The organism is Chitinophaga sp. (assembly GCF_039596155.1).
Taxonomy (GTDB): Bacteria; Bacteroidota; Bacteroidia; order Chitinophagales; family Chitinophagaceae; genus Chitinophaga.
The window spans coordinates 21627-35736 of the sequence record NZ_JBCNKF010000017.1 but is presented as its reverse complement, the minus strand read 5'-3'; the positions used below and the strand labels follow the sequence as shown (position 1 = coordinate 35736).

Below are 14110 nucleotides of genomic sequence, written 5' to 3'. Positions count from 1 at the left end.
CACCTAAACTACACCCCCCAAAAACACAAAAGGCCCGTAAAACCTGCGTTCTACGTGCCTCCTGATATCCTTTGATATTAAATATGTCGGGACGACTGGATTCGAACCAGCGACCTCTTGCACCCCATGCAAGCGCGCTACCGGGCTGCGCTACGTCCCGTTTCCGGGTCCGCCACCTTTTAAATGACGGGATGCAAATGTAATATTTAATTTCTTTTTATAAAATTTTCTTCATAAGTTTTTAAAAATCACTCCCCTCCCCTTCAATTCCGCTATCTTCTCCGCCAACACCCGCTTCTCCGCAACTGACCGCGTCAGCCTCAACGCCTCCTCATAATGCCCCACCGCACGTTCCACATCCAATTCACTATGCAAAAACCCCATCAACCCCTGATAATAACTATTCTCCGTCAACTGCAACCTTTCCAGTTCCCCTATCGCCCGCTCATTACCATACACCTTCGCAAACGCAAATGCCCGGTTAATCGCCGTCACGGGAGAATACTCCAACATCACCAGCTGGTTGTACAACTGCAGTATAAAAGGCCACTTCTCTTCCCCAGGAGTGGTATGCCAGTACGCAATACCCGCTTCAAAATGGTAAGTAGACACCCCCTTTTCCGTAAACGCCCTGCGGAGATAATAGTTGCCCTTCTCTATCAGGAACTGATCCCATAACTCCCTGTCCTGGTCTTCATACAATACCGCTTCCCCCCTGCTGTTAATACGGGCATTCAACCGGGAACTTTGAAAACAGATCAGCGATAGTAGCGCATTCGCCGCCGGCGTATCCGTCAGGCTGTTCTCTACCAGTAACAAAGCCAATCTCATCGCCTCTGCGCACAAGTCTTTCCGGATAAACTCCTTTTCATTCTGCGAGAAATATCCTTCATTAAATAACAGGTAAATCGTCTTTAAAACAGTATCCAGTCTTTCATCCACCTCTTTCCGGCCCAATGCCCTCAGCTGAAAATTTTGCGCCCGCAAACTTACCCTCCCCCTATGAAGCCGTTTTTTTATCGTCTCCCTATTGGAAAGAAAAGCGCCCGCAATTTCCTCTACACTAAATCCACAAAGGATCTGCAATGCCAGGCATATCTGGGTAGAAAGCGTATTCACCGGGTCGCATACCACGAACAACATCGATAACAGGCTATCCGCTATCACCTCCTCACTGAATTCAAACACTGCTGCCGTCGTTATCTCCTCTGTTCTGATCTGCGTCTTTACACTGGTTTCAAAAAGCTGGTGTCGCTTTAGATAATCTCTGGCCTTATTTTTAGCCACCGTATACAGCCATGCAGCCGGCGACGCAGGCACACCATGTACAGCCCAGTACTCCGCAGCCTTTAAGAAGGTTTCACTCGCAATGTCTTCCGCTGCCTCCATGTGCTGCAATCCAAAATACCGGCTTAGAACCGCCGTTATTTTGGCATACTCCTGCCGGAACAGGTGCGGAATCAAAGCATCTATATGGTTATTGCTCGTGCACATAAAGTCGGGAACAGTTTGTTTTTACCCTAAAAGGTGTCTCAGGAGTATTTAAAAGCTTTGCGCATCAGTCCATAAAATCCACTCCTGACACACACTTTTAGGGTAGGTGTAAAGTACTTAACTTTGATCGTCCGGACTCACCACTTTTCTCACCTCTACATGTCCGCCGATATGGAGTATCGGGCACTCCCTGGCAATGGCCACCGCCTCCTCGATCGTAGCCGTTCTGACAATGATAAAACCATTGATAAATTCCTTGACCTCCGTGTAAGGCCCATCAGTTACCACATCTCCAGCTTTTACGGTTTTGCCCTCTGACATGGATAGGCGATGGCCTTTATCAGCCAGTTTATCCTGCGCAGCAATTCCTCCCATCCAGTTCATCCAGTCTGTAAGTAATTGCTGCATCTGCTCGGGGGACGGCTTATCGCCTTCAGGTACACTGTTTCTGAAGATCAAAACAAACTCTTTCATGATTTATATTTTTTGGTTCATAGTCATAACGATCGAAAAAATATAGAGGGGACATCTTTTTCATTTTATTTTCCCTCTACCAATTCCCCACTAAAAATGGTCATACTGTTTTCAAACGTTCCAGCGCCAGGGACGGCAAACCAGTATCGCCGCCCTGTCTTTCAAAATTAAACTTCATGGCCATACCTTCCATTCATCATTAAACAGGCCCAGTTTCACATCATAGCTTCCTTCCACGATCCAGCACCTGCTATCTATCCAATGAGAAGCCACACCCTGCACATGAACCGTGGCCCTATCCGCCTGTTCATCCACCGAAAAACCTGATAATTGATGGTGGGTTTTATCAAATCCAGTTAAGAAAGCCGCCCACATACCTGTTATTTGCGCCGGCCGCAGTTCTTCGGCAGGACTTCCATTCATGGATGAATAATCAAGTAAGACGGTGTCATGCATAGTAGCGGCCACTTTCTGCCAATCGCGTTCATCCGCGCCGGCAAATAGGCTTTGTACCTTCTCTGTAATGTCTGTATTCATATTTAATGATTTTAGCTGTATTCCCTGGCAATGCGCGCTCCACGCGACAGATGCCGGTACCCGAAAAAGACAATCGTACCAATCCCCCATATGGTAATCAGCATCCCCATATAATTTATGATCTGCTGATCTGCAAAATCAGCCAGGAAAGCGATGTCCACCGTAGAATGAAAAATGGCACATATTAATATGCTTGCTTTGGAAGAATTATATAACCATGTCAGTAAGATACTACCGGTGAGTAAACTAAATAACCAACCCAGGGCACCTGCGACCCCCATCTGGGTAAAACCAGGCCGGTACAGGAAAAGTGGCCAATGCCAGACCGCCCAGAAGAGGGTCAGTATCACGCTCGCCCACAAAGCATTATACCTGGCTTGCAACCTTGGCAAAGCAAACCCTCGCCAGCCCACCTCTTCGCCGAAGCCAAAAAAGAAAAGATTATACACGAAGAAGCTGATAAAATTAAACCCCGGAAATTCATGGGCCTGGAAGAGCCCCCCTAATTCAATGGGGCGATGGTTGATGCCCCGGTTCATGACAGCCGCGATCACTGCCAGCAGGAATGGACTGAGCAAAGCTATCAGGACATATAGCAATGGTTTGACTTTTACCATCTGCCACAGTAATATCTTTACACCCTTCTGCTTTTCAAAGATCCAGGTAGTAATGAATGCAGCGATCATTGGACCTAATCCGCCAATTCCATGCTGAAAAGGTAGAACAGGCAGTTGCTTGACACCTAAAGCAGGGCTATATAATGGAAACCAAATTATCCAGCTAAGGCTATAGGCAAGGGTAAAATAAACAATCAAAGGGGCTGTGGTGGCTGAACTTATTTTCATCAGACAAGGGTTTATTGCCGTACACTACGATAAATTTAAAACCTTCCTGCCAATGCAAAAAATCAAAATTCCCCTTCCTGAATTAACTATTTGCTTACACCTTCATACCTGCCAAATAGTTTATCCGGGTAGATGCGACACCTGTTAGATAAAAAAGATAATTTATCCCCTGATTCAAACATAAAAAAACGAGGATGGCTCATAAGTAAAAATAGGCGCTGAGAATTATTTAAACGGATACCCGACGCCATCAGGGATACGAATAAAAAAAGGCTGTATCGTACTTATGATACAGCCTCTCCAATTCAATTAATGATTATTATTCAATATCATCGCACATCCTTCAGATTCACATCCACCTTGTCTCCATCCTTCTTCACCGTTACCTTCATTTCTATCTCCGCCGTAGCCCCCGTAGACGCATTGGCAGATTTATAGACATCATTAGACGACAATACCGCGCCACTCGGATGCATCAGGTAAGAGGTACCCGCATAGTAGCTATAAGTATACTGATGCGTATACCCAAACGATGTAATCAGTATGTACTCTCCCGGCATTAAATTAGTAAACTCAAAATGCCCCCTGTCATCATACACCGTCGTTTTCTTTATACATGCCGCCACATCAGGATCAATCGGCACCTGCGGTATCTTGTTTTTCTTTGCCAATTTCTTATTCACCGCCTTCCACTCTTCAAGGTAATCTGAATTAGGAATAATTGACACCACCGTTCCTTTGGGCGCAAATTGTGCCTTATTGATGTTGACCACCGCTATCCCCTTTCTGCTACTATGATCTCTTGCAAACGCAGTGCCTACTATCACGCTATTCCCCTTTTCCAGCTTCGCTAATGCCTCCGCTTTATTGAACTTTGCAGCTATCGGCTGGTAGTCCAGCTCTTCATTCACGCAGACTTCCGTCGTACCACCACCTACCGGCATTTCACGCTGCCAGAGCCGATGATCTTTCTTGTCTATGATATAAGTATACACCGCACCAGAGGATTCCTCCAGTACATTCACTAACCAGGTTTCATGATTACCCGTTTTGGGCGATCGGTGTATATAGCTTTTTACATCTTTGATAATGTAATTTGAAAGTATACTATCTGGATGATCTGTATAGTAAAACTCCCTGATACTTGCCTTGTAACCTACATCCAGTGGCAAGGTTGTAAACATGAATTCTGCCACATTAAAATCAACATATTTTTCAGCCGGCTTAAATAAAACCTGCTTATCCTTCCCGCCACCGTTCAAATAACGGTAAGTACCCGTAATGGTGTTTCCAAATTGCAGGTCGATGGAATTCTTCAGCCCCTTTGACTGGTAACTGATAGGGCTCAGCGTTTTCGCATCTGCCACCGAGGTTCTTTTCCTATACCACTCGCCTTTTTCATCTTTGTAGTCAACTACGAATCGCATCTCATTGCCAGATACAGAGATCTCATTTGTATAAGTTCCTTTATTCGTCCAGGTGGTACCATTCACATAATAAATGGTGAAGAGAGACTTTCCAGGTGTAAGGCGGGAAGTATTGATGTCCGGACTGCCGGGTAATACTGGTTTCTGTCCGAAACTGGCTAATGGCAGTAACAGCAGATAGATAGGTCTCAATAATGTTCGCATGGGTCCTTGTTTACGTACAATTAATCTGATGGTATTTTTCAATAAAAGACAAAAATAACCACTTTTGTTCCAGTTTTAAATAAATAGGGGAATTATTATGTCTGTTGAAATGCTGCCTGGGTCGGAATAACATCTTCGCTTTGACTTTCAATTGTTTATCTCCTATAAAAATTCAAAACAAGCCAGCTGGCAACCTTCATTTAAAAACGTAAACAATAGAAAATATTCAATGATGACCCATCATGATTGCTGCAATTTTTCCACTATGTGTAATCTCCATTTTCTCCAACACCCTTTGTACCCGCTTTTCAAATTGATCCTGTTCCAGTCTGATCAGCGCCAGTTCCGCCACCAATTCACTTCTTGAAACAGTCACCAATATTGAAAGACCTGTAGTGCGTTCATGCTCCGTATAATCTGAGAACTCCACCATCTCTCCCTGCACCCTGTAATACACCCACGGATGCCCTATCCATAGTTGTTTCCACTCGCCCGTGGCTGTCCTGGTAATCGCCTCCCATCCCGCCAGATCTCCCATATCCCCGCAACAGTTAGGTGAGATATAGATCTTGTCGCCCAGCGATAATACCACACCCCCACTGATCCTGCCCACCTGCTCACCATACTTCATTAAATCGACGTCTTCGAGTTCATTCTTCAGGATCTCGGCCAGTTCTGCATCATTGATAGTATTCACATCTACCAGGTAACTCCCGCTGCTGACCGGCTTTAACCGGCCCAGTCCACGATGCGAGATACAAGCCCGCCAGAATTCAATCCCATCCTCAGGTAAGTGATTAAGCTCCGGGTCATCCGAATCCATGAAATCGTAAGGATTGATCTCAATTGTGTTAATTAATTCCACCCGTTGTAGTGTTGTTTGATTACTATTTTGATGTCCCGAATGCTACTGTTATAGAAGATTAGACAAATCTAATATTTTATTCGCTTTCGCCAATCAAATATGCCACCCCACTATTCACCGGATCACACAAATCCGCAATCCGCTTATTATTGAACAATTCCGCTATCAGCCCCCTTGCCTTCATATACTCGTGATGTATAGGGCAGGGTCGCGTAGCAGAACACTTACTTAATCCCAGCCCGCAGGACGTAAACACCTGCTCTCCGTCTATCGCTTCCACAATCTTCATGACCGGTTGCTGCATCTGTGCTGCTGATATGTTAAAACCACCAGCCGGCCCTTTCATACTCCTGATCACGCCCTGCTTTACCAATACCTGCAGTAACTTGCCCACCGTATGTTCACTGGCGGCTATAGATGCGGCTATCTCCTTAACCCCTGCATTTTCCGCGCTCCGATGTACCGCACACAGGTAAATCACCGCTCTTATCGCTGTCTTACATGTAAGGCTAAGCATGAGATTACCTTTTTAAAATTTCCTGTCCTGCTGCTGAAATCATCTCTACACTCCATGCAGGCTCGAAGGTGACCTTTATCACTATCTCATAATCCGGATAAGACATCGCTAACCTACCTTTTACACTGTCTACGATAGACTGCCCCATCGGACAATGCGGTGTACTCAATGTCATCAATACATCCATCTTCTTTGTTGCTTCATCTGCACACAGTTCATAGATCAACCCCATATCCACCACATTCAGGCCTGTCTCCGGATCAAATACCCATCGCAACGCTGCAAGCGCTTCCACAGCTATTTCCGTTAGCACGATCATAACATCACATCTTTATGAAGTAGTAACTTGAATACATTTACATTATACAGCACCGCACACCCAAGTAATAACAATGCGCCGATCCTGGTTGCCATACCATTTGTGGCCACAATACCACCTGCAAAGCCGATAAATCCAATGATGAAACAGATCGCCATAAAATGAAAAACTTTACCACTGAACAATTCCTTTGGACTGGGCGTCCCCCCTGTGCCCGCCCTTGCATGATATACTTTGTTCCAGATAATGAACGGCAATGTCTTAAATGTCATCCCGAGAATAATGGCAGTCAGCCACCCGAAGAAGATAGTGAAGCCGTACGCAAGTACCATCTTTACGTCTGCCGACAATGAAAGGAGCGTGATGATCAGCCCAATCAAAAACAGTAGCGGCAATACCATCATCACCACAGCCAGCAGTGACAGCTTCATTTCGTCATCCAGCTGTCTGCGGATCCTGACCCGGTATGCCTGGCGGCAATAAATACCAAACAGCACGATAGCAGAGGCAATACAGATCAGGGGTATACCATAGAGCACCGGCCACACGGTGTTAAGAAATATAAAGATGAACACGATCAGCCCTCCATTGATCAATCCATAAATACTCCACAGGAGCCCGGGGTGCTCGTACTTAGCGATCAGGAACATCGGGATTAGCCGGGAACCCACTCCTATCACCAATAACAGGAACCATCCTACTATCCCTATATGTGCATGCAGGGAAAGGTAATGTAAGGACCCTTCCGGCAACAGGTTCTCTGTGAAATTACAAATCAGCAGACCGCCTGCTATCGTTGTAAACAACAACCATCCCGCAGCTGTGAGCATAAAGACTGCCTGGATATTCTCCCGCTTACTTTTGACGATGCTCATCAATACATTCACAAAAAAAACAATCACCCCCGCATTGATCAACAAGGCCGCATATATCGCCGGCCATCCCATATCAAATATATAGAACGCCCATACCAACAGCGCTATACCAACTGCGGTGAACAGGTAGGAGATATAAGCCAGTTTTATACTATACAGTTCCCCTTCGATCAGTACCGGTATTAACTGGTGTCCTGCACCTAATATGATCATGGTCCCCCATCCCAACGCCATTGTATGCGTGATGGCTAAGATATGCGGCTGAAAATAATGCCCTGAAAATTCACCCGCTCCACTGAACAACAGGACTGTAGCTACCAGAAAAGCCAACCCGGCATACACATAAAATGGCACTACCGCCCTGTGGGTCGTCGTGTACATGACATTATTCATTAGTTCCTTAAAATTAAAAGGTGTACCTCATCATTTGCTACTTCCTTTACCCGGTAATCTAAGTGCCGCAGGGCGAGTTCGGGCAACAGGAATACCGGTATCCGCTTATGATATACGAACAATGCCTTTCCCTCCGGCAAATCATCCAGCGCCGCCAGGATCGTATGCATCGGTAATGGCATTTCTAATCCACGTACATCAATGGTCTGCAGGTTATCTTTGTATCTTGCAAGCATTTCATCCCAACTCCCTGTCTGCACCCGCTGGTTTGTTACTACAGTATCTGCCAACCGATAAAACCATGTCTCCACCAGTTGATCATCCAACTGCACAGCATAAGCACCAAACCCTTGTTTCTTCAACAACAACATTAACGGCGTGGGCTCAAATGTATTCACTATCTTCAATACCTGCCCGCTTTGTAAAGTCTTTATCTTCTGCAGGATCAGACTCAGGGGATCTTCACCAGCTGCGATGACAGGACGCACATCCAGCACAACCAGTTGTTCATCGCTCAGAGATTTTATCAGGGCAGGTAATTCCTGTAATTCTTTAGTTTCAGCCGCAGTTGTTTCAGCACCTTTCGTGAATCCTAATGGCGCTAGTCTGGTATAAAAATCTTCCATACTACAGCCTCCTATCTTACTGGCCATAGCAAGGGTCGCCCTGCCTGCCAGCAATTTCCTTAACACAGGATTGCGCAATTTCTCAAATTGAGGTGAGATGCTTACAATCGCTTCCAGGGAAGCCGGGTTATGCTTTAATATGGCAGCAATCTTTGTATGCTGATGAATGATCATGTTCTGTTATTTCTGCTGGTGGTGTGTAATAATAACTGCGCCTGTTCCTCCGGGCTCATTTGCTCCTGCAGATGATTAAAAAGCGTTCTTTCCTCGAAACGGATATGTGCTTCCAACAGGTCGCCAAACTGGCGTAATAAAGCCGTATCAGCGTTGTTGCGACGAATCGATGCAACCAGGTTACAGATCGCTCTGTGCTCGCCTTCTGCCTGCTCTCGTAACAGATCTGTAGCTGGTAGTTTGCTGAACAGATAGTCTTCTTCCTCTTTGAAATGTTGCTTCAGGTCATTGTTAAAAAAATCAATAACATAACTGCTGATCTCCTTTCCATTAGTCCCCTTCATGAGGTCCTGCCTGACTCTCCACACCAGCAGTAAACCCAGGTGATGGTCTTTGGAAAGCTGCACAAATGCCTGGCTTCTTTTAATAGGTTTCGGATGTTCCATGAATCGCCCGTTTTAAATCCTCCAATATTATATTCGCCTGTTCTCTGTCAAAATCTTCCTGTTGTCTTTTAGCTCCCTGACCGGGATAGATCCATCGCGAGATCTGCCTGTAAAGAATGAATCTCAATGCAGGCTTTCGTACATACCAGCGGACACCCGTCTATGGCAATGATTGGCCTGCCGGAGCGTGCTGTCCTTCCCAGCTTCTTTATTCTTCCACCCACAACATCTCAGCAATTCCAGGTCCGTCTGACATGGCAGGGTCGTTGGCCATTTGTGCTGCAACTGAGCCACCGGTGCAGGAGTAAACAAGCGGTATCTTTTTCATAATCGCACGATGTAATGGCATAAAAGTACTGCTATACTTTTATTGCCCTTATGACGATGGTCAATGATGAATCTGATCCGGGTTAGTCACCGGTAAGTATTCTTGTAAGGCCATGTATTCAAAAAAATAACACAGCCACTTACAGAACTGATCGCATCCATTTTCAAGCAGGTATAATGTAGCTTAACTGTACATCCATCAGTACATCAAAAGTCTACCATAAGTACACCAAAAGAGCACCTCAATATCCAATCGATATACAAGTGCCCTTTTGGTGATGTACTAGTACTCATCTGGTGTCGGGTTAGTGGTACATTCAACCTATCGTTCAGATGTATCTCCCGGGGAGTTGATGCCAACCTGGTACCGGCTTTTTCTACCTGTAAATGCGGGAAGTTGCAGCGCAAATGATATGCTGTCATTCTTTGAACAGTTGCCTGTTTCGAACAATAAATTTTAACGTACATTCATACGATGATACAATTGCGTAAAACAGTCCTTTCCGACCTCGACTATTTCTTTACTTTTCAGCTGGATAATGAAGCCTGTTTTTTAGCGGCTTTTACGCCAAAAGATCCACATGACAAAGATGCTTATATCCGGAAATACGCTAACTTTCTCGATGACCCGACTATCAATATGTGTACGATCATCGTGGATGATGTAATTGTGGGCAGTATTGCCAAATTTGTGATGCACGGTGATGCGGAGATCACCTATTGGATCGATAAGGCTTTCTGGGGACAGGGTATTGCAACAAAAGCACTGACGCAGCTTTTAACAATCGAAAAAACCAGGCCTGTTTTTGGCAGAACTGCATTTGACAATACCGGTTCGCAAAGGGTATTGGAGAAATGTGGGTTTGTTAAAATTGGTACGGACAGGGGCTTTGCCAATGCACGACAGGCGGAGATTGAAGAATATATTTACAAATTGGATGAAGAAAAAAAGGAGCTTCCAGCAACCTGAAAGCCCCCTTTTCATACTATCTTATCGCTACGCTACCGGCGTAAACTCCTCCGCCTTCCACGTCGCCATATTCTCATAACTCTTATACCTCAGATCTACCAGTTCCTGCGCCAATCCCATCAAGCGCTTCGCCTCTGCCGGGTTTGCCGCTGCCAATGCCTTATACCTCGTTTCATTATAAGCATAATCCGCAAATTTCACTACCGGTCTTGGAGAATCCAATACAAAAGGATTCTTACCCGCCTCTCTTAATGCCGGGTTATACCTGACCAATGGCCAGTAACCACTGGACACCGCCAGCTGCTGCTGCGTCAACCCCTTCTCCATATCTATACCATGCGCAATACAGTGGCTATATGCCAGGATCAGTGATGGCCCCTTGTAAGCTTCCGCCTCTCTCAATGCCAGTAATGTCTGCTGTGGATTGGCTCCCATTGCCACCTGTGCTACATACACATTACCATAAGAGATCGCCTGCATCGCCAGGTCCTTTTTACCTACCTTCTTACCCGCCGCTGCAAATTTGGCGATAGCTGCCGTTGGCGTCGCTTTCGACATCTGTCCGCCCGTATTGGAATACACCTCTGTATCCAGCACCAGTACATTTACATTACGACCTGTAGACAATACGTGATCAAGGCCTGCAGAGCCAATATCATATGCCCATCCATCGCCACCCAACAACCACACACTTCTCTTCACCAGGTGATCTGCGACTGCCAGCAATTGTGCGGCCAGCATATTGCCCCGCATTGCCTGCAACTTATCTTTCAATACCCCTACCCGCTCCCGCTGGCTGGCAATTTGTGATTCTAATTGCTGAGGCGCATTCAGTATATTTTCCACCAGCGCATCATCATGTAATGCAGGTTGTATGGATGTCAGCAATGCCTGTGCAATGGCCAGTTGTTTATCAGCGGCAACACGCATACCCAATCCGAATTCCGCGTTATCTTCAAACAGGGAGTTGGACCACGCAGGTCCCCTGTTGTCCTTATTCACAGACCAGGGTGTAGTAGGCAGGTTACCTCCATAAATAGAAGAACAACCCGTTGCATTTGCCACCAGCAACCGATCACCGAATAACTGCGTGAGCAATTTCACATAAGGCGTTTCTCCACAACCAGCGCACGCACCGGAAAACTCGAACAAAGGTTCCAGGAACTGTGCCCCTCTCACGGTGGAGAAATCCAATTCTGCCCGGTTGTTCACCGGCATGCTTTCAAAGAAACGGATCTGCTCCCGTCCGGCTACCAGTGAAGGCTTGGGTGCCATGTTGATGGCCTTACGCCCGGGATCTTTGATATCCGCAGCAGGACAGGCCTGTACACACAATTTACACCCGGTACAATCCTCCAGGTACACCTGCAGGGTATACCGTGTTTCAGGAAAACCACGGGCATTGATCGGTGCTGAAGGAAATCCTTCCGGCGCTTTCTCCAGGTAACTTTCGTGATAGAATTTTGATCGGATCACACTATGCGGACAAACAAAGCTACAGTTACCACACTGTATGCAGCTGTCTGCCTCCCACACAGGTACCTCATCCGCAATATTCCGCTTCTCCCACTTAGTCGTACCACTTGGATAGGTGCCATCTACCGGCATTTTGCTCACCGGTATCAGGTCTCCCTTTCCGTCCAGCAGCATAGCAGTTACATCCTGTACAAAAGCAGGTGCCTCTGCGGGAACGCCGGCGTCCATGGGCAAGGTACTGGTTGCACTGGCGGGTAGTTCTACACGTACCAGGTGTGCCAGCGTATCATCTACCGCGCGGTAGTTTTTCTGTACGATGGCGTCCCCTTTAGATTTATATGATTTATAAATGAATTTCTTGATCAGTTCAATCGCTCTGTCTGCCGGCAATACATTGGATAAGGCAAAAAAGCAGGTCTGCATAATTGTATTGATGCGCTGTCCCATACCAGCCGCCATTGCCACTTTAGTTGCATCGATCACATACAGTTTCATCTGTTTTTCAATCAGCTGTTCCTGTACGTGCCGTGGCAGATGATCCCATACTTCATGCGCCGGATGCGGGCTATTCAACAGGAATGTAGCACCGGGTCTTGCGCACTGCAACATATCGGTCTTACTGACAAAATTGTATTTATGACAGGCAATGAAGTCTGCTTTGTCTACCAGCCAGGGGGCCAGGATAGGGTCCTTCCCAAATCTTAAGTGTGAAACAGTTTGTGTACCTGACTTACGGGAGTCGTACACAAAATACCCCTGTGCATACAAATCCGTTTCTTCACCAATGATCTTGATACTATTCTTGTTCGCACCCACGGTACCATCTGCACCTAATCCATAAAATAACGCACATACCCTGTCGGTTGGTTCCAGGTGAAAGGAGGGGTCGTACGTTAAACTGGTATGTGTAACGTCGTCGTAAATCCCGATAGTAAAGCCGTGTTTAGGCGTTGGTTGCTTCAGTTCATCCAGTACAGCCTTTGCCATTGCCGGCGTAAATTCTTTGGAAGATAAGCCATACCTGCCTCCGATAATGCGGGGCAGTTTGTCGAGACGACCTGCTGAATAAGCCTGGCACAGGTAAGTTACAACATCCTGGTACAAAGGTTCACCTGCTGCACCGGGTTCCTTGGTACGATCCAGCACGACTATTTTTTCAACAGTAGCCGGCAGTGCTGCCAATAGATGTTCAGCAGAGAAGGGGCGGAATAATCTCACCAGTATCACGCCTACTTTCTCTCCCGCTTCCAGCAATACCCTCACTGTTTCTTTCAGCACCTCGCCACCGGAGCCCATTACCACAGCTACCCGTTCAGCTTCGTCATGACCATAATATTCAAACAGCTGGTAGTGACGGCCGGTTAATTGCCCGAACTGCTGCATTGCCTCTTCCACAATACCCGGTGCTGCTGCATAAAACGGGTTCACTGTTTCCCTGCCCTGGAAATATACATCCGGGTTTTGGGCCGTCCCCCTGATAAACGGACGATCTGGGTTCAGACTCCTGTAACGGTGTTCGTTTACGAGTGTATCATTGATCATACACCTGATCTGCTCATCGGGGATCAGCCTGATCTTATTTATTTCATGCGAAGTGCGGAACCCGTCGAAAAAGTGCATGAAAGGAATACGTGCTTTGAGTGTGGCGGCCTGGCTAATCAGGGCCATATCATGTGCTTCCTGTACAGAAGCAGAAGAGAGCATGGCAAAGCCGGTGGTACGGGCGGCCATCACGTCGCTGTGATCACCAAAGATAGAGAGCGCCTGTGCAGCCAGTGACCTGGCGGCCACATGGAATACGGCACAGGTCAGTTCACCCGCTATCTTGTACATATTCGGTAACATCAGCATCAAACCCTGTGATGCTGTAAAAGTAGTAGTCAGTGCGCCTGACTGCAAAGCGCCGTGTACCACACCTGCGGCACCACCTTCACTTTGCATCTCTATTACATCCGGCACCTGTCCCCAGATATTTTTCAATCCCTGTGCAGCCCATTCATCGGCCAGTTCTGACATGGTGGAGGAAGGTGTGATGGGATAAATTGCGCAGACTTCATTAACGCGGTAGGCGATGTAAGCCACGGCTTCATTGCCGTCCAGCGTCGCTATAACAGGTGTTATCTCTTGTGTCATAGTAGTGG

At 46.6% G+C, this 14110-nt stretch carries 13 protein-coding genes and 1 tRNA gene; 1 reads left to right on the top strand and 13 read right to left on the bottom strand.

Annotated elements, in window-relative coordinates; all coding sequences use genetic code 11:
• Window positions 1-86 precede the first annotated feature (86 nt).
• The 12 genes from ABDW33_RS17100 to ABDW33_RS17045 all read right to left on the bottom strand — a co-directional run bounded on the left by ABDW33_RS17100 (window position 87) and on the right by ABDW33_RS17045 (window position 9196).
• Window positions 87-160: transfer RNA gene (locus tag ABDW33_RS17100), tRNA-Pro, on the bottom strand.
• Window positions 161-231: 71 nt separating this feature from the next.
• Complete coding sequence (locus ABDW33_RS17095; protein ID WP_343691297.1) at window positions 232-1494, bottom strand: DUF6596 domain-containing protein; 1263 nt, start codon at window positions 1492-1494, stop codon at window positions 232-234.
• 117 nt (window positions 1495-1611) lie between these two features.
• The gene (locus tag ABDW33_RS17090) at window positions 1612-1968 is read right to left on the bottom strand and encodes a YciI family protein (RefSeq protein ID WP_343691296.1); all 357 of its coding nucleotides are present in this window, start codon (window positions 1966-1968) and stop codon (window positions 1612-1614) included.
• A 174-nt stretch (window positions 1969-2142) separates the two neighbouring features.
• A complete protein-coding gene (locus ABDW33_RS17085) occupies window positions 2143-2505 on the bottom strand; it encodes a nuclear transport factor 2 family protein (protein ID WP_343691295.1) in 363 nt (120 codons plus the stop codon).
• Between the two features lie 11 nt (window positions 2506-2516).
• Window positions 2517-3350: a type II CAAX endopeptidase family protein gene (locus ABDW33_RS17080; protein WP_343691294.1), complete on the bottom strand. Its 834-nt coding sequence runs from the start codon at window positions 3348-3350 to the stop codon at window positions 2517-2519.
• Between the two features lie 329 nt (window positions 3351-3679).
• Window positions 3680-4981: a hypothetical protein gene (locus tag ABDW33_RS17075; RefSeq protein ID WP_343691293.1), complete on the bottom strand. Its 1302-nt coding sequence runs from the start codon at window positions 4979-4981 to the stop codon at window positions 3680-3682.
• 226 nt (window positions 4982-5207) lie between these two features.
• On the bottom strand, window positions 5208-5846 hold the full coding sequence (locus ABDW33_RS17070) for a hypothetical protein (RefSeq protein ID WP_343691292.1): 639 nt from the start codon (window positions 5844-5846) through the stop codon (window positions 5208-5210).
• A gap of 76 nt (window positions 5847-5922) precedes the next feature.
• Window positions 5923-6363 (bottom strand): Rrf2 family transcriptional regulator, encoded by a 441-nt coding sequence (locus ABDW33_RS17065; RefSeq protein WP_343691291.1) that lies wholly within the window; start codon window positions 6361-6363, stop codon window positions 5923-5925.
• Between the two features lie 4 nt (window positions 6364-6367).
• Window positions 6368-6682 carry a metal-sulfur cluster assembly factor gene (locus tag ABDW33_RS17060; protein ID WP_343691290.1) on the bottom strand — a complete coding sequence of 105 codons (315 nt, stop codon included), beginning with the start codon at window positions 6680-6682 and terminating at the stop codon, window positions 6368-6370.
• Window positions 6679-7950 (bottom strand): cytochrome C oxidase subunit I, encoded by a 1272-nt coding sequence (locus ABDW33_RS17055; protein ID WP_343691289.1) that lies wholly within the window; start codon window positions 7948-7950, stop codon window positions 6679-6681. The genes ABDW33_RS17060 and ABDW33_RS17055 overlap by 4 nt, the downstream gene beginning before the upstream one ends.
• Window positions 7950-8750 carry a DUF2249 domain-containing protein gene (locus tag ABDW33_RS17050; protein ID WP_343691288.1) on the bottom strand — a complete coding sequence of 267 codons (801 nt, stop codon included), beginning with the start codon at window positions 8748-8750 and terminating at the stop codon, window positions 7950-7952. Before ABDW33_RS17050 ends, ABDW33_RS17055 begins: the two co-directional genes overlap by 1 nt.
• The gene (locus tag ABDW33_RS17045) at window positions 8747-9196 is read right to left on the bottom strand and encodes a hemerythrin domain-containing protein (protein WP_343691287.1); all 450 of its coding nucleotides are present in this window, start codon (window positions 9194-9196) and stop codon (window positions 8747-8749) included. The genes ABDW33_RS17050 and ABDW33_RS17045 overlap by 4 nt, the downstream gene beginning before the upstream one ends.
• Window positions 9197-9998: 802 nt before the next feature.
• Here ABDW33_RS17045 and ABDW33_RS17040 point away from each other — a divergent pair.
• A complete protein-coding gene (locus ABDW33_RS17040; RefSeq protein WP_343691286.1) occupies window positions 9999-10493 on the top strand; it encodes a GNAT family N-acetyltransferase in 495 nt (164 codons plus the stop codon).
• A 27-nt stretch (window positions 10494-10520) separates the two neighbouring features.
• Here the strand turns inward: ABDW33_RS17040 and nifJ are convergent, their stop codons facing one another.
• Window positions 10521-14102: a pyruvate:ferredoxin (flavodoxin) oxidoreductase gene (gene nifJ / locus ABDW33_RS17035; RefSeq protein ID WP_343691285.1), complete on the bottom strand. Its 3582-nt coding sequence runs from the start codon at window positions 14100-14102 to the stop codon at window positions 10521-10523.
• Between the last annotated feature and the right edge of the window lie 8 nt (window positions 14103-14110).